Here is a 14866-nt window from a genome sequence, read left to right as displayed (position 1 = left end):
CGGCCTGGTCGCCTTCGGCGACGCCGGCGCTCGGGCGCCAGATAAAGCGGGGGTGCCCGTTGTGGTGAAGTTGTTTTGTTTGGGGCCCCTAGCGGTGGCCTGGGTAAGGCTAAAAGGCGGGGCTGTGGGGATAGTAGGGTTTGGGTATGGGGTTGGTCTTTGAGGATGGGGGCGGTGGGTTGCCGCTGGTGCGGCGGGTGTGGTCGGCGAGCTGCGATGGGGCGACCGGGTTCACGTCGGCGGTCAAAGGGACCTCCATGATCGCGTTTGCGCGTTTTGGTGGTAGGTGGACGGTGCACCTGCGCGGGCCGGAGACCAGGGCTACGGAACTGACCTGTCCGGAGGGCTGGGAGTTCTTCGGAGTTGAGCTGCGCCTCGGTGCTTATTTGCCTCTCTTCCCGCCTTCTGGTCTGGCCGACCTGCATGACGCGCTGTTGCCGACTCTGGCAGGCGATCGGATCTTGCTGGACAACCGGGATTGGGAGATGCCGACCGCGCAGAATGTCGACGTCTTCGTCGAAAGGCTTGTGCGGGCGGGGCTGTTGTTCTTCGATCCACTGGTCGATGAGATTCGGCATGGTGAACGGCCGCGGGCCATGTCGGAGCGGACGGCGCAAATACGGTTCCGTCAGGCGGTGGGGATATCGTGCAGGAAGCTTGTCAGTATTGAACAGGCACAGGGTGCCGCTCGGCTGCTCGCGGCGGGGGAAGCGATCGCCGACGTCGTCGACGGTTGTGGTTACTACGATCAGCCGCAACTCGCGCGGGCGATGCGGTGGGCGACCGGTCACACGCCGGGTGAGCTGCGGTCCGGCGTCCCGTTCCTCGCGCTCTGACCGTCGGCGTCAACGGGGGTTCGGTTCGATACAAGACGGGCGACCGGCGGGGTGGTTGACTCTGGGCATGCGAAAACTAGTCGAGTACAACCACCTTTCGATCGACGGGCGATTCACCGGGGACGCGTTCTGGACCGCGCAGATGAAGGTCGTCCCGAACGACAACCACTTCGCCTATCAACTCCGGCTGCTGGAACAGGCAGTCGGTCTGGTGCTCGGACGGGCGACCTACCAGGGCTTCGCCGCGACTTGGCCGACCATGACCGGCGAGCTCGCCGACAAGCTCAACTCGCTGCCAAAGCACGTCGCCTCCACGACGCTGACTGAGACCACCTGGAACGCCGAGGTGCTCCCGGGCAACGCGATCGATGCCGTCGCCCAGCTCAAAGAAGCAGGCGACGGCACGTTGGTGAAGTACGGCAACGGCTCTTTCAGTCGGGCGCTTATCGAGGCGGGTCTACTGGACGAGCTGCACCTGAGCATTTCCCCGTTTGTCGCAGGTTCCGGTGAGTCGCTGCTGTCGGGCATTGGCGCGACCCCCATGGAACTGACGGGAGTGACCGAGATCGGCAACGGCGCGGTGGTGCTGACCTACGCGCTGAGTCGGTGACCTGGGACAGGGCTCAGTTGGCGAGGAGGGTGGTCAGCCAGGTGGGGGCGGAGGTGTCGATGGTTTTGTTGTTGGCGGCGATCGTGGGGGTGCCGAAACCCGTCTGGCCATTGCCGATGTCGACCTGGAGAGAGGGGTTGGAGCGGGCCTGGTTGTAGGCGTCGGTGATTTGTTGGTTGTAGGTGCCGGATTGGATGCCTGCGGCGAAGGCGGGGGTGGTGATGCCGAGGGAATTGCCCAGGGCGGTGAGCTGGTCCTTGCTCCACCCGCGGGCGCCTTCTTCGGGTTGGTCGGCGAAGAGGCTCTTGTGGAATTGGTAGAACTTGCCCGCGTCGGCGGCGAGGAGGGCGGCGTTGGCCGAGTCGGTGGAATAGCCTGCGGGGTCGGAGCGGTCGTTGAGGAGGTTGACCATGTGGTAGCGGACCCTGAGGGTTCCGTCCGCCAGGTGCTGCTCGATCTGGGGGCCATAGGTCTTCTCGAACTCACCGCAGATGGGGCACAGGAAGTCCTCGTACACGTCGATGGTGGCCTTGGCGGTGTCCTTGCCGACCGTGACGACCGCGCCGTCGCGGGTCGCCGGGACGGACAGCGACACCTGCTGGACGGCGATGGCCGCGGACTCGGTGGAGTTCTTCTTGCTGTTGCTGTAGATCACGCCCGCGATCACGGCGGCGGCGATGATGACCACGACCAGCACGCCGACGATGACGGGGTTGCGGTTGGACCCGGCCTTGCGGGCAGCCGCGACCGGGGCCGTCCTGGTCACCGCCTGGTTCTGCCGCCGCTTGCGCGCGCTGCGTTCCGCTCCGCCCACCTAAACCCCGCCTCTCCGTCCGACCACGGCGTCCACCGCCAACCTGGTGCGCGGCCGCACCAGCAACCACACCGCGAGCACCAGGAAGCCGATGTCCCTGGCGATCTCCTGCGGGTACCGCGTGTCGCCCTTGGCGACCTGACCGCCGCCGCCGAAGCAGCCGCAGTCGATGCTCAGGCCGCGCGCCCACGACTGGGCCACCGCGGCGACGAACGCCAGCAGCACCAGGCAGGACAGCGCGGCCGTGATCCGGGTGCCCAGGCCGACCAGCAGCAGGACACCCAGCGCGAGCTCCAGGAACGGCATCGCCCCGGCGACCACGCTGACCACACCGCTGGGCAGCACGTCGTATGCGTGCACGGCGATGTAGGTCTGGTTCGGGTCGCTCGCCTTGACCCAGCCCGACACAAGCCACACCCCGGCCAGCCCGAGCCGGAACAGCGTGCCGACGAGGTCGAGCGCCGTCCCTTTCGTCACGGTCGCGAGGCTACCCGCGCACACTGAGCACAACCTGAGAAGCTGGCGGTGTGCTGAACCTCCCCGACCTCCCGGTGCGGGACGCGCTGCCCGAGATCACCCGAACGGTGACTACCAGCGGCGCGGCCGTGCTGGTGGCCCCGCCCGGGACGGGCAAGACGACCCTGGTGCCGTTGGCGCTGGCCGAATCGGGCACCGTGGTCGTCGCCGAACCCCGGCGGTTGGCCGCCCGAGCCGCGGCGGCGCGGATGGCGGCCCTGCTGGGTGAGCCGGTCGGGCGCACCGTCGGGTACTCGGTGCGCGGGGACCGCAAACGTTCGCGCGACACCAGGATCGAGGTCGTCACGTCCGGTCTGCTGGTCCGGCGGCTGCAGAACGACCCCGAATTGTCCGGTGTGGACACCGTGCTGCTGGACGAGTGCCACGAGCGGCACCTCGACGCCGACCTGCTGCTGGCCTTGGTGCTCGATGCCCGCGACGGCCTACGGCCGGACCTGCGGTTGCTGGCCACGAGCGCCACGGTCGCCGCGGACCCCTTGGCCTCGCTGCTCGGGGACGCCCCTGTACTGCGCGTAGAGGCGCGGACGTTCCCCGTGGATGTCCGGTATAACCCGCCATTGCGGAGTGAGAGGCTTGAACAGTGCGTCGCGCGGACGATCCACATGGCCCTATCCGCGCACGAGGGCGATGTTCTGGTCTTCCTCCCTGGGGCTGCCGAGATCAGAAGGGTCTCCGAGGCACTACGGGGGATCGACGTTGATGTGCTTCCCCTGCACGGCAGGTTGTCCTCTTCCGACCAGGACAACGCGCTGCGACCCGGTAACCGTCGTCGGGTAGTGCTGTCGACCGCGGTAGCGGAGTCGAGCCTAACGGTGCCGGGAGTGCGAATCGTGGTCGATGCCGGACAGGCCCGCGTGTCACGGGTGGACCACCGGCGCGGGATGTCCGGTCTGACGACCGTGCGGGTGTCGGCCGCGGTAGCCGACCAGCGCGCGGGTCGCGCGGGACGTGAGGCGCCAGGGTGGGTCTATCGGTGTTGGGCCGAGCACGAGCACGCGACGCTCCCCCGCTACCCGGAACCGGAGATCCGCACCGCCGACCTGACCCGGCTCGCGCTGGAACTGGCCTGCTGGGGCACACCCGACGGATCGGGTTTGCGCTGGTGGGACGCCCCGCCCGCAGGTCCGCTGGCCGCCGGGCGGGAGACCCTGGTCGCGCTCGGCGCGTTGGACGGGGCGAAGGTGACCGATCGTGGTCGCGCGATGGCCCGGCTCGGCCTGCACCCCCGGTTGGCCAGGGCGCTGCTGGACGGCGCGGTCCAGGTCGGTGCCCGGCACGCCGCCGAGGTCGTGGCCGTACTCGACGACGACACCCTGGCCACCGGTGTCGATCTCGAAGGCGCGCTGCGGACCCTGCGCGACGGCTCCGCCGGCACCGCCCGCTGGCGCCGCGAGTCCACCCGCCTGGCGGGCCTGATCAGCGCCGATGGCACCGGGGACGAGGACCCGGCGCTGGTGGTCGCGCTGGCCCACCCGGAGCGGCTGGCGCGGCGGCGGGCCAAGAACAGCCCGGTGTACCTGATGGCCAACGGGACCGCCGTCGAGGCGCCGCCGGGATTGGGTGACGCGGAGTGGCTGGCGGTCGCCATCGCCGAGCGGGTTCCGGGTGCCGCGCACGGTCGGGTGCGGCTGGCGGCTCGGGCGGACGAGGCCCTTGCGGTCGGGGCGGCTCCGGCGCTGGTGGTGGCGCGGGACGAGGTCGTGTGGGAAGGCGGTGACGTGGTCGCCCGGTCGGTCCGCCGGTTGGGCGCGATCGTGCTGCATGCCCGCCCCCTGACCAGACCGCCGAGCGACGCGGTGCGGGCGGCGGTCCTCGACGGGCTGCGCCGGGAGGGACTGGGGCTGGTCCGGTTCACCCCCGCGGCTCAGGACCTGCGGGACCGGCTGGCGCTGCTGCACCGGGTCCTCGGCGGCCCCTGGCCCGCGGTCGACGACGACGCGCTGGTCGCGGTGGCCGACCAGTGGATCGGAGCCGCCCGGGACCGGGCGGGCCTGAACCGCGTCGACCTGGCCACCGCACTGCGCGGCCTGCTCCCCTGGCCCGCGGCGGGGCGACTGGACGAACTGGTGCCGGACCGGATCGAGGTGCCGTCCGGTTCGCGGATCAAGGTCGACTACGCCGCCGACCCACCCGCGCTGCCGGTGCGGGTCCAGGAGGTGTTCGGCTGGACCGCGAGCCCGACCGTGGTGGACGGGAGGGTGCCGGTCGTGCTGCACCTGCTGTCCCCGGCCCGACGACCGGTCGCCGTCACCGGCGACCTCACGTCGTTCTGGGCGAACGGCTACCACCAGGTCCGGTCCGAACTGCGCGGCCGCTACCCGAAGCACCGGTGGCCGGAAGACCCGACCACCGCCGAACCCACCCGCCACACGATCAACCGCCGGTGATCCGCGGGGATTCTCGGCGTTCCGCGCGGAGGTGCCGGTATTCGCGGATGACCAGGATGATGACGAGGACGTCCATGGCGGCGAAGAAGGGGAGGGCGATGGAGCCGGTGTGCACGGCGCGGTAGACCTCGTAGACGACGAAGGCCGCCAGGACGAGGACGGCGACGGGGTAGGCGGGTTTGATCTTGCGGACCATGGCGAGCACCAGGCCGAGCTTGACCACGCCGTGCAGCAGCAGGTAGACGATCGCGAACACCCGGGTGCCGCTGTTGCCGAAGTCCCGCACGGCACGTGACAGGTGGTGGGCGAGCGTCCCGTTCGGATCGCCGAGCATGTCGCGGGTGATGACCGCGTTCGCCAGGCCGCTGATCACCGTGGTCGGGACGACGGCCAGCAGCAGGCCGCCGAGTAGCTGTAGCACGCCGTCGGCACCCTTGAGCAGCATCGCCAGCCGGAACAGCGGGCTCGTGCCTGCCCGATCTACATCAGTCACCATCCCAGCATGCGCCCAGCGGTGCCCGCTGTCCTGTCCGCCACGCCCACACTCGCCCGTTCCACACGGGACCCGGACGCCGCTTGAAACACCACCACCGCACGAGAACCACCTCCCACGGTGGGCATGGACCATTCCAATCCCAATCGGTAGTAGGGGTAGTTCTTCCGGCTCGTAGCCGGGTTGGTTGCTGCTGGGCGTCTGCCGGTGTCCTGATGATCTTGCGGTGTGCTGGAGTCACGAACGGCTACTGAGATGACACCGCCGAGTCCCGCGATGAGGGCGCCGCGTGCCCCTTCCTGGACCCGTGAGCAGCCGAAATAGCGAGGAGACGTGACGGTTTGACCTTGTTCTGCGGCACCGACTGGGCCGAATCCCACCACGATGTCGCGATCATCAACGACGCCGGAACAGTCGTGGCGAAGGCCCGCATCGGTGACGACGCGGCCGGGTTCACCCGGCTGCTCGACCTGCCCACCGGGACCGGCGACACTGGCGAGGCGCCAGTCCCGATGGGCATTGAGACCGACCGCAGGCTGCTCGTGGCCGCGCTGCGCGCCACCAGCCCCACCATCTATGCGATCAACCGTTGTCGGCGTCGCGTTACGGGGCCTGCCACCAGGTTTCGGGCGAGATCCGACGCGGTGTTGTCGACCAACATCGTGCACCGACGCGGCCGCGCACCACCCGTTGCCTGCCGACACCGATCTCGCCCAGGCGGTGCGGCGCCCGGGTGCTCGCCGAAATCGGGACGACCGCGCCCGCTTCACTGACCCGCGAAGCCTGAAGGCCTACGCCGGATCGGCGCCGATCACCTGCGCCGGCGGGCGGAAACTGCGGTCTCGCACTGGCACATCAACAACCGACGTCTGGCCGCAGTCGGCTCGGTCTGGGCGCTGAGCTCGCGGAAAGCCGGCCCAGGCGCACGACGACACTTGGGTCTGCTGCACGGGTAGGTGACATCTGATGTGGCTTGCCGTGATGGTGGGCTGGGAGGATGTCGCTGTGCCCAAGCCCTACCCCAGGAGTTCCGCGACGACGTCGTGCGGGTCGCCCGTGACCGCGGGCCCGGTGTGACCGTCGAGCAGGTCGCCAAGGACTTCGGGGTCCCCCCGATGACCTTGTTCAAGTGGCTACGCCAGGCCGACGTCGACGAGGCCGTCAAGCCCGGCGTGATTCGTGGCGAGGCGGCCGAGCTGCGCGAGGCCCGCAAACGGATCAAGCTGCTGGAGCAGGAGAACGAGGTCCTGCGCCGCACAACGGCTTGTCCGTCGCAGGCGAACTTGCCGGGAAAAGGCTCTACCCGCTCGTGAGCGAGCTCGCCACGGACGGGATTCCCGTCGCGGTGACGTGCCGGTCTTGAACATCGCTCGACAGCCCTACCACCGGCGGCGTGCCCACCCGATCACCGACGCCGAACTGGCACAGGCATATCGGGCGACCGCGTTGTTCGACGCACATCGTGACGATCCGGAGTTCGGTTATCGGTTCCTGGCCGACGAGGCCCGCGCCGCCGGGCAACCGATGGCCGAGCGCACCGCGTGGAGGATCTGCACTGGCATGGGTTGGCGCAGCGCGTTCAGCCGCAGGCGGCGGGGCAAAGGCGGCAGGTCGGAACCGCCGGTCCATGACGACCTGGTCCAGCGTGACTTCACCGCCGACGGCCCGAATCGGTTGTGGCTGGCCGACATCACCGAACACCGCACCGGCGAGGGCAAGCTCTACCTGTGCGCGGTCAAGGACGCGTGGTCAACCGGATCGTCGGCTATTCCATCGATTCGACAATGAAGTCCCGGTTGGCGGTCAACGCCGTGCGCAACGCTGTCGCCCGTCGTGGTGACACCGCTGGATGCGTGGTGCACACCGACCGCGGATCGCAATTTCGATCAAGAAGGTTCGTCCGTGCCCTTCACCAGCACCACCTGACCGGGTCGATGGGCCGAGTCGGGGCGGCCGGCGACAACGCCGCCATGGAATCCTTCTTCGGCCTGCTGCAGAACAACGTCCTCGACCGCCGAACCTGGCCAACCCGCCAGCAACTGAGAACGGCGATCGTGACCTGGATCGAAAGCACCTGCCACCGCCGCAGACGCCAACGATCCCTGTGCCGATTGACCCCTGTCGAGTACGAGACCATCATGACCCCACCGGCCACCCAGGCCGCGTGACTACCACTGTCACCTGTCGGTGCAGCAGACCCCCTGTTCAACAAGCTCCTCATGCAGCTTCACCACTGCTTGCACTGCGGCTGTCGCTACGACGAACACCAGGCCTTTCCACCTCCACTCGCTACTGCGGCTTGACTTCTAACCACCTCGGAGGTGGTCCGGACTGGCCCCAGGGATGTCGAGCAAGTCCGGACCGAGCCAGGGCCAGTGGCTCACTAGTAGCCGACGGTGGTCTGGACCGGGTAGTGGTCCGATGGCGGGGCCGCGCTGTAGCCGAGGGTGCGGACCGGGGTCAGCGTGGGGGTGGCGTGACCCACCGCTAAACCGATGTAGTCGAGGACATCGCGGTAGGTGGTGGTGGAGTTGGTGGCGGCCAAGGGGTTGGTGGCGCCGTCGAAGGTGTAGGGGTGGATGGGGGTTTCGGCGAGGGTGGCGGAGAGGGCGGCCTCGGCCTGGCGGATCTGCGACCGACCCTGGCCGTCCACACGCGACTGCCCGGCCCAGTACTCGATGTTGAGGTCACCGGCGATGACGACCGGCTCGGTGGCGGGGGCGTACTTGGCGACGAGTGCGCGGAGTTCGCCGAGTTGGGCCATCCGGGTGGTGTGCGCGGTGGCGATCGAGTACGGGGACTGGTCGGCCTGTAAGTGGGTCCCCGCGATCCAGATGGGCCGGTTGTCCTTGACGACCCGGACCAGGGCGGCGCCCTTGTTGGCGTAGTAGTCGGCGGTCGGGAAGTACGAGTTGCGGTAGACGAGTTGGTGCTGCTGGGTGATCGGGTACTTGCTGAACACGGTGACACCGCCGCTGACGACGAGCGGGCTGGTCGAGCAGTTGCCGGTCACCGTGGTCCACCCGGCTGAGGTGGCGCAGTACTGACCGACCAACGGCGTCTGGTACGGCCAGCGGTCGGCCAGCCGGGCGCGCAGCGACTCGGCCTCGGCGCTGAACGCCTCCTCGAGGACGAGCACGCCGGGATCGGCGGAGCGGATCACGGTCTCGGCGGCGCGGGCGCGGCGGTCCTTGCCCGCCGCGTCCCCGTCGGCGACACGGGGCAGTTGGTAGATGTTGAACGCGAGGACGGACACCGTCGTAGGTACTGCAGGCGCTGTTGGCGCTGTCGGAGTCGTCGCGGTCGCGGCGGCGGGAACGGCGGTGGGGACGGCGATGACGGCGGCGGTGAGAACGGCCGCGAGGGACAGGGTGCGGGACAGAAAGCTTTTCACAGAGCCATTTTGGCCCAGGTCGACCGCCGAGCGCCTCACACGGACAGGTGATTCACCGTGCCTTCAATCGGGGTTTGCCCGCGCTACGCACAGTCAGTCCATTGTGGACATAAAGTTGCGGAGTGACCCGCGCCACTACATGAAAGGGTTCGCGGTGCCATCCGGCGGCGGTAGGGCTACCACATGACAACAAAGCCATAAGCAGGGGTGCGTTGTCGACACCTCTTAAAGCAAAGCTGGTTCGATGGAGGTTCCACTGTTCGAGGAGGAGCCCATGCGCCGGTTGGTGGTCCTGCGTCACGCGAAGTCGGCCTGGCCGGAGGGCGTGCCCGACTACCGTCGCCCGCTCAACGACCGGGGCCGCCGCGACGCGCCCGCGGTCGGCCGCTGGCTGGCAGGCCACGTCGACGAGATCGACCTGGCCCTGGTCTCCCCCGCGACCCGAACCCGACAGACCTGGGAGCTCGCCGCCGCGGAGTTACCGACCGTGCCACCGACCACCTTCGACGAGCAGCTCTATGGGGAGGGCGCGGACTCGATCCTGGCCGTACTGCGGTCTGTACCCGACAGCGCCAAGACCGTGCTGCTGATCGGTCACAACCCCGACCTGGAAGACGTAGTCGAGACTCTTACCGGCACCAGGCCCGAGTTCAAGACCGCGGCACTGGCGGTGCTGACGTGGCCGGGTAAGCGCCTCAACACGCACGCGCGGTCGTCCAGTCTGGAGCTCACCGAGACGATCCGGGGCTGACCCGGGATGGCGCCTGACCGTCAACCGAACCTGGCGACGAATCGCTTCTGCCATGGAGTCTCCACCGCGCGTGGTGAATAGTTCCGCCGCACATATGCGATGGCTTTCTCTCGCGGAATACCGTCCAGAATGGCGATGCACGCCAATGCCGTACCGGTGCGGCCGAATCCACCGCCGCAGGCGACCTCGACCCGGCGGGAATCGGCCAGGTCCAGCAGTTCGCGCGCGGCCGCCGTGAAGTACGCCCGGTCGGCGGGCAGCCAGAAGTCCGGCCAGCGCACCCATCGACTAGGCCAGTCGTACGACCCCGGGTCCTTTCCCCGCAGGTAGAGGCCGTGTTCCGGCGGTGGACCGGTCGGCAGCGGGTTACGCAGGCCCCGGCCGCGGACCAGCCGTCCGGACGGCAACGGCAGTACCCCGGGCGCGTCTCTCCGCCACGTCATAGACCCTCCAACATTTCGGCGCGGAGCAGAATAGCGAGTCGAGCCGCTAGCTATTCGGCTCGACATCGGCCGGGTCGGGCGCGCTGACTCCCGGCCCTTTGCCCCAGTTGCGGTAGTCGACGGTGAACCCGATATCGGGGTGCTTCTTGCCCGCGAAATGCACGTTGAAGCGGGCGATCCGGCCGCCGCGATCCACCCAGACCTCCACCGGGAAGGTCGGCTCGGCGTCCTGGAAGCCCGCGCTGCCGAGGCCGAACGCGCCGCGCGGCAACCTCGCCTTCTCGATGTCGACGGTGTAGCGGGCCACGTCGCGGCCGTCGACCTGGTCGGCCGCGCTGCCGGTCACCGTGCCCGCAGTGGCCACGTCGGCACCGACCTGGCGCGGGTCGAACGACGGGAAGCCGCTGACCAGGGCCGAGATCACCCGCTGACGCGGATCGGCCGACGCTGGGTCGAGCCGGGTCCACGTCCGCCCCGACGCCGTCTTCACGCCTTGTCGCGCGAGGAACATCCGTCCATCCACCGAGACCACCGTCCACACCTCGGTAGGGCTGTCGAGCGTGAACTGGACGGCCTCGCCAGAGTGGTCGGTCTCGACGGAGCCCTCTCCGCTGGACTCCCCCGTGGCACGCCGCGAACGCAACGTCACCTGCGCCGTCTGCCCCTTCTTGGCCGTCGACTCGACCGCCTTGCCCAGGGTTACCGCGTCACTGAACTCGACGATGCTAGGACCCGCCGTTGACCCTGCCGATGCGCTCGTCCCGCCCGCCGTGCCGCACGCGGCTAAACCGAAGCTCAGACCGCCAACAGCAACCAGCACCACGCGACGCACGGCACTCACCCCAGACAAAACACCCCCAGCGGACAAGGGGCTCACCCTAACGGGGCACCCAGGCGCATAGCCAGCGCTCAGCCCCTGTCCAAGAAGGTCAGCACGGCACGCACCCGGCGGTGTTCCTCGGAGCTGGGCTCAAGCCCCAGCTTCGAGAAGATGTTGCCCACGTGCTTCTCCACCGCGCCGTCGGACACGGTGAGCGACCGGGCGATCGCGACGTTGGACATGCCCTGGGCCATCAGGCCGAGTACCTCCCGCTCCCGCGGGGTCAGCAGGTCGATCGGGTTCCGTCGTCCCCTCGCCATGAGCTGCGCGATCACCTCCTGGTCGATGCAGGTGCCCCCGCCCGCGACGCGGTGCACGGCGTCGACGAACTCGGCGACGTCGGCCACCCGCTCCTTCAGCAGGTAGCCCACCCCGCCCGCGCCGCCCGCCAGCAGCTCGACCGCGTAGCGCTCCTCCACGTACTGGGACAGCACCAGGACCGGCAGCCCCGGCACCTCCTCCCGCGCCCGCAACGCCGCCCGCAACCCCTCGTCGGTGAAGCTCGGCGGCATCCGGACGTCCACGATCGCGAGGTCCGGCCGGTGCTCGCTGACCGCCAGGAGCAGGCTGTCGCCGTCCTCCACCGCCGCCACCGTCTCGATGTCCTCGTCCGCGAGCAGCCTGGTCACCCCGACCCGCAACAGCACCGAGTCCTCGGCGATCACCACGCGCACGGGAGATCCGCCCTGATCACTGTCGGCCCACCGATGGGGCTCACCACGGTCATCACACCGTCAATCGTGGCAGCGCGGTCGGCGAGGCCGGACAGCCCACCCCCCGAACGGAGCACGGCGCCCCCGTCGCCGTCGTCGGTGATCTCGACGACGATCTGGTCGCCGGTGGCCCGCTCGACCCGCCACACCTTCACCGTGACCGAGGACGCGTTGGCGTGCTTGGCGATGTTGGTCAGCGACTCGCCCACGATGAAGTACGCCGTGCTCTCCACTGCGGCGGGCGGGCGCGGGTCCACGGTCACCCTGACCTCGACCGGCACCGGGCACTTCGCGGCCAGCGACGACAGGGCCGCGTCGAGGCCGCGGTCGCCCAAGACGGCCGGGTAGATGCCGCGGGCCAGGTCGCGCAGCTCGGCGACGGCCAGCTTCGCGTCCGCGTGCGCCTCGTCGATCAGCGCCTTGGCCAGGACCGGGTCGGCGTCCAGCTTGCTCTTGGCCCGGCCGAGGCCCATGGCGACCGCGACCAGCCGCTGCTGCGCGCCGTCGTGCAGGTCGCGCTCGATCCGCCTGCGCTCCGCCTCGGCCGCGTCCACGCCCCGCGCCCGGGACGCCTGCAGCCGCTCGGCCTTGGCGGTCAGGTCCTGGGTCCGGTCCGGGCCGAGCATGGCGACCGCCAACTGCGAGTGCAGCCAGGCGTACCGCGGGACCACGAACAGCGCCAACGGCACGAGCGGAATGCTGGCGATGGCCAGCGCGAACCCGAACACCGACAGCGGGAACTCCAGCATCAGGTAGGCGATGTCCCGCCACGTACGCCGGTCGGTCATCAGGGTGCGCCACTGCCCGGTGAGGCCCTGCTCCCCCGGTGCCAACACCGGCCGCGAAGGTAGGTCAATCTGCAGCAGGCAGCGTGCCCACGCGCGGTGCACGTTGCCGAACGCCCGCGCGGACAACGCGGCGGCGATAAGCACACCCACCCCGACCCACACCACGACCGTTCCGACGCCCACACACACGAGCACCACCGTGGTGATGAACGTGAACAGGCTCAGCGGGAAGCACCCGAGGAGGTAACCGATTGCGAGCAGTGGGTGCGGATAGCGTCGACCAGCCATCTCAGACCGCCACCTCGACCCGCTCGTCGAACGACCGGACCACGGCGGGCGACGGACCGAGCAGCACCCGGGCGAACCGCGCGTGCACCCCGCCCATCACCCTGGTCAACGGCACCGTCAGCGCGAACAACACCAACCCGACCATGGCGAACGGCAGCGCCTCCACGAACGAGTCCACGACCAGCCACGGGTGGTCCCAGTCGCCGAACCGGAAGCTCGCGTCGGGCAGGAACCGGTAGTAGAACGGCAGCGCGAGCAGCCCCAACGACGTCGTCCACGCCGTCACCATCACCACGAACTCGGCGATCCCGAGCGGGAACAGCAACAGGAAATACGTGGCGTCACGCCAAGTGGCGACGTCACTCACCCGAGCCTTCCACCGGCCCCGTTCCGGCAACGGACGGTAAGGAGAGGCGATGTACGTGTCCAACATCGCGTACACCCGCGCCCGCTCCACCCGCGCCGCCACCCGCACCCCCACGACCGCCAGCGCCAACACCGGGAGCCCCACCCACACAACCGCCGAACCAACGCCCACGCTCAACAACACCACAAGAGCCGTGAACCCCGCGATCCCCACCGGCAAGTTCAACACCAGGTACCCCAGCGACCCCAGGACCGACGGGCGCGGCCTCGTCCCGTCGCTGTCGATGGTGGTCATGTCGCGCCTCCTCCACTAGAACCACCACCAGCATCGCCGCCCAACCACATGATCGACATGGGGGCCGCTACCGAGCCGGGGGTAGGGCTAGCCCCACCCACCGGTATCCGGGATGAAACCACCACGCCCAGGCGTTAGACTCAGCGGACCAAGTCCCACCAAGGGGGTGAACGGTTTCGACTCTGGACGTCGAGTCAGGGGAAGCGTGCAGGTGCAGGCGAGATGACCACCTCAAGCGTCGCTCGCAAACCAATAAGCGCCAAGACTAACAGTCGCGCTGACTTCGCCCTCGCTGCCTAAGCGAGTGTGAGTCTGTCGGCCCGGGGACGCCTCCGCCCCGGTAGCCGGCATCAGCTAGGAGGCTCACCGCCCACCCCGGTCACGGGGGCGAAGCGGGAAACCCACAGTGACTGGGCCCGTCACACCGGCTAGTTCGCGTGACCGGTGGGGCCGAGCAGAGACACAGCGAACTGCGCACGGAGAAGTCCTGGTGACACGGCAGAGGACCCGGGTTCGATTCCCGGCACCTCCACGGCCTCGGCCGACTCGTGTTCGCGGAGAGCGCGAACCGGGTCGGCCGTCGTTGTTTCTGGGGGGCGACCCCCCCAGACCCCCACGGTGCGGCGGGTGCCGGACCCAGCGTTGCTCGTTCGGGCCTGTCGGCCCTCACATCGGTATGTAACCAATGGGCTTGTCGCCCACGGTGCGGGGGCGGATCCAGCGTGGTTGGCTCGACCTTTGGTCGTCGCGTCGAGGTATGTGGCCGGTGGGGGTGTTGCCCACGGTGCGAGGGCGCGGGGGGTGTGGGCCTGCGGAGAGGCCGGGGGACCGTCGCTGATGAGCGGGTATCTGGTGGTCAGCGTGCGATAGGTCTGCTGTGGTGGTGGTCGCGGGGTAATCGTTGTGGGCGTTGGGGGGACTAGGCGGCGATGGCGAGGGGGGTGTGGCAGGTGGTGGGGGTCAGGGTTTGGGCGATGGAACGGGTGAGGTCGGCGAGGGTTGTGCCTAGGGCGCCGGTGATGGCGGCGATCATTTCGCTGGAAGGCTCTTTGAGGCCGCGTTCGACCTCGGAGAGGTATTGGGGGGAGACGCCTGCGCGGGTGGCGGTGGTTTCGAGGGTTTCCCGGCGGGCGTGGCGGAGGGCGCGGAGGTGGGTGCCGAGGACGTCGCGCCAGAGGGGTTCCTCGGCGGGGGTGGGGGTGGGGGTGTCGTTGCGGATCAGGTGGAGGTGAGAGGCGGAGGTGGGCATGGGAGGACTGTAGGGGCGGGGG

Annotated in this window: 15 protein-coding genes, 1 other RNA gene and 1 pseudogene; 7 read left to right on the top strand and 10 right to left on the bottom strand. The window is 69.1% G+C overall.

The features are described 5' to 3' along the window. Window positions 1-146 precede the first annotated feature (146 nt). Together H504_RS36915 and H504_RS0125295 are read left to right on the top strand one after the other, a co-directional pair. Window positions 147-836 carry a helix-turn-helix domain-containing protein gene (locus H504_RS36915; RefSeq protein ID WP_051386251.1) on the top strand — a complete coding sequence of 230 codons (690 nt, stop codon included), beginning with the start codon at window positions 147-149 and terminating at the stop codon, window positions 834-836. A 67-nt stretch (window positions 837-903) separates the two neighbouring features. Beyond that, on the top strand, window positions 904-1446 hold the full coding sequence (locus tag H504_RS0125295) for a dihydrofolate reductase family protein (RefSeq protein ID WP_026425064.1): 543 nt from the start codon (window positions 904-906) through the stop codon (window positions 1444-1446). 13 nt (window positions 1447-1459) lie between these two features. Here H504_RS0125295 and H504_RS0125290 read toward each other — a convergent pair whose 3' ends face one another. Together H504_RS0125290 and H504_RS0125285 are read right to left on the bottom strand one after the other, a co-directional pair. Then, a complete protein-coding gene (locus H504_RS0125290) occupies window positions 1460-2260 on the bottom strand; it encodes a DsbA family protein (RefSeq protein WP_026425063.1) in 801 nt (266 codons plus the stop codon). After that, window positions 2261-2737, bottom strand: coding sequence for a MauE/DoxX family redox-associated membrane protein (locus H504_RS0125285; protein WP_026425062.1), 477 nt, complete (start codon window positions 2735-2737; stop codon window positions 2261-2263). Window positions 2738-2790: 53 nt separating this feature from the next. On the opposite strand from H504_RS0125285, the gene hrpB reads away from it, so the two are divergent. Next, window positions 2791-5184, top strand: coding sequence for an ATP-dependent helicase HrpB (hrpB, locus tag H504_RS0125280; RefSeq protein WP_026425061.1), 2394 nt, complete (start codon window positions 2791-2793; stop codon window positions 5182-5184). On the opposite strand, the gene H504_RS0125275 is transcribed toward hrpB, so the two are convergent. After that, on the bottom strand, window positions 5171-5680 hold the full coding sequence (locus H504_RS0125275) for a DUF2127 domain-containing protein (protein WP_051386250.1): 510 nt from the start codon (window positions 5678-5680) through the stop codon (window positions 5171-5173). The genes hrpB and H504_RS0125275 overlap by 14 nt on opposite strands. 338 nt (window positions 5681-6018) lie before the next feature. Between H504_RS0125275 and H504_RS44110 the strand changes: the two genes are divergently transcribed. Both H504_RS44110 and H504_RS39030 read left to right on the top strand, forming a co-directional pair. Further along, window positions 6019-6450, top strand: coding sequence for an IS110 family transposase (locus tag H504_RS44110; protein WP_051386249.1), 432 nt, complete (start codon window positions 6019-6021; stop codon window positions 6448-6450). 216 nt (window positions 6451-6666) lie between these two features. Continuing rightward, window positions 6667-7845: pseudogene (locus tag H504_RS39030) on the top strand (IS3 family transposase). Window positions 7846-8060: 215 nt separating this feature from the next. On the opposite strand, the gene H504_RS0125255 reads toward H504_RS39030, so the two are convergent. Continuing rightward, window positions 8061-9071, bottom strand: coding sequence for a sphingomyelin phosphodiesterase (locus H504_RS0125255; protein ID WP_245614453.1), 1011 nt, complete (start codon window positions 9069-9071; stop codon window positions 8061-8063). 244 nt (window positions 9072-9315) lie between these two features. Here H504_RS0125255 and H504_RS0125250 point away from each other — a divergent pair, with 244 nt between their 5' ends. After that, entirely contained in the window at window positions 9316-9822 is a 507-nt protein-coding gene (locus H504_RS0125250) for a SixA phosphatase family protein (protein ID WP_026425057.1), read from the top strand. Window positions 9823-9842: 20 nt separating this feature from the next. Here the strand turns inward: H504_RS0125250 and H504_RS40495 are convergent, their stop codons facing one another. The 5 genes from H504_RS40495 to H504_RS0125225 all read right to left on the bottom strand — a co-directional run bounded on the left by H504_RS40495 (window position 9843) and on the right by H504_RS0125225 (window position 13595). Further along, window positions 9843-10265, bottom strand: coding sequence for a protein-tyrosine phosphatase family protein (locus H504_RS40495; RefSeq protein ID WP_026425056.1), 423 nt, complete (start codon window positions 10263-10265; stop codon window positions 9843-9845). A 46-nt stretch (window positions 10266-10311) separates the two neighbouring features. Continuing rightward, window positions 10312-11097, bottom strand: a complete 786-nt coding sequence (locus tag H504_RS0125240) for a hypothetical protein (RefSeq protein WP_157440620.1) — start codon at window positions 11095-11097, stop codon at window positions 10312-10314. A 77-nt stretch (window positions 11098-11174) separates the two neighbouring features. Further along, complete coding sequence (locus tag H504_RS0125235) at window positions 11175-11819, bottom strand: response regulator transcription factor (RefSeq protein WP_026425054.1); 645 nt, start codon at window positions 11817-11819, stop codon at window positions 11175-11177. Then, window positions 11807-12934: a sensor histidine kinase gene (locus H504_RS0125230; protein WP_026425053.1), complete on the bottom strand. Its 1128-nt coding sequence runs from the start codon at window positions 12932-12934 to the stop codon at window positions 11807-11809. Before H504_RS0125230 ends, H504_RS0125235 begins: the two co-directional genes overlap by 13 nt. A 1-nt stretch (window position 12935) precedes the next feature. Then, window positions 12936-13595 carry a sensor domain-containing protein gene (locus H504_RS0125225; protein ID WP_026425052.1) on the bottom strand — a complete coding sequence of 220 codons (660 nt, stop codon included), beginning with the start codon at window positions 13593-13595 and terminating at the stop codon, window positions 12936-12938. Window positions 13596-13757: 162 nt separating this feature from the next. Between H504_RS0125225 and ssrA the strand changes: the two genes are divergently transcribed. Continuing rightward, window positions 13758-14130, top strand: a transfer-messenger RNA (tmRNA) gene (gene ssrA / locus H504_RS40490). Window positions 14131-14514: 384 nt separating this feature from the next. Here ssrA and H504_RS36895 read toward each other — a convergent pair. After that, entirely contained in the window at window positions 14515-14844 is a 330-nt protein-coding gene (locus H504_RS36895) for a helix-turn-helix domain-containing protein (protein ID WP_084468186.1), read from the bottom strand. Window positions 14845-14866: the final 22 nt, after the last annotated feature.

Origin of the sequence: Actinokineospora inagensis DSM 44258 (assembly GCF_000482865.1) — a bacterium.
Classification (GTDB): Bacteria; Actinomycetota; Actinomycetes; order Mycobacteriales; family Pseudonocardiaceae; genus Actinokineospora; species Actinokineospora inagensis.
This window is presented reverse-complemented; position numbering and strand designations above follow the sequence as displayed.

Bases quoted from the DNA above. Each gene is read 5' to 3' on its own strand.
- H504_RS36915 (WP_051386251.1), top strand. From the start codon at position 147: ATGGGGTTGGTCTTTGAGGATGGGGGCGGTGGGTTGCCGCTGGTGCGG.
- H504_RS0125225 (WP_026425052.1), bottom strand. From the start codon at position 13,595: ATGACCACCATCGACAGCGACGGGACGAGGCCGCGCCCGTCGGTCCTG.
- H504_RS36895 (WP_084468186.1), bottom strand. From the start codon at position 14,844: ATGCCCACCTCCGCCTCTCACCTCCACCTGATCCGCAACGACACCCCC.
- H504_RS0125250 (WP_026425057.1), top strand. From the start codon at position 9,316: ATGGAGGTTCCACTGTTCGAGGAGGAGCCCATGCGCCGGTTGGTGGTC.
- H504_RS0125275 (WP_051386250.1), bottom strand. From the start codon at position 5,680: ATGGTGACTGATGTAGATCGGGCAGGCACGAGCCCGCTGTTCCGGCTG.
- H504_RS0125295 (WP_026425064.1), top strand. From the start codon at position 904: ATGCGAAAACTAGTCGAGTACAACCACCTTTCGATCGACGGGCGATTC.
- H504_RS40495 (WP_026425056.1), bottom strand. From the start codon at position 10,265: ATGACGTGGCGGAGAGACGCGCCCGGGGTACTGCCGTTGCCGTCCGGA.
- H504_RS0125230 (WP_026425053.1), bottom strand. From the start codon at position 12,934: ATGGCTGGTCGACGCTATCCGCACCCACTGCTCGCAATCGGTTACCTC.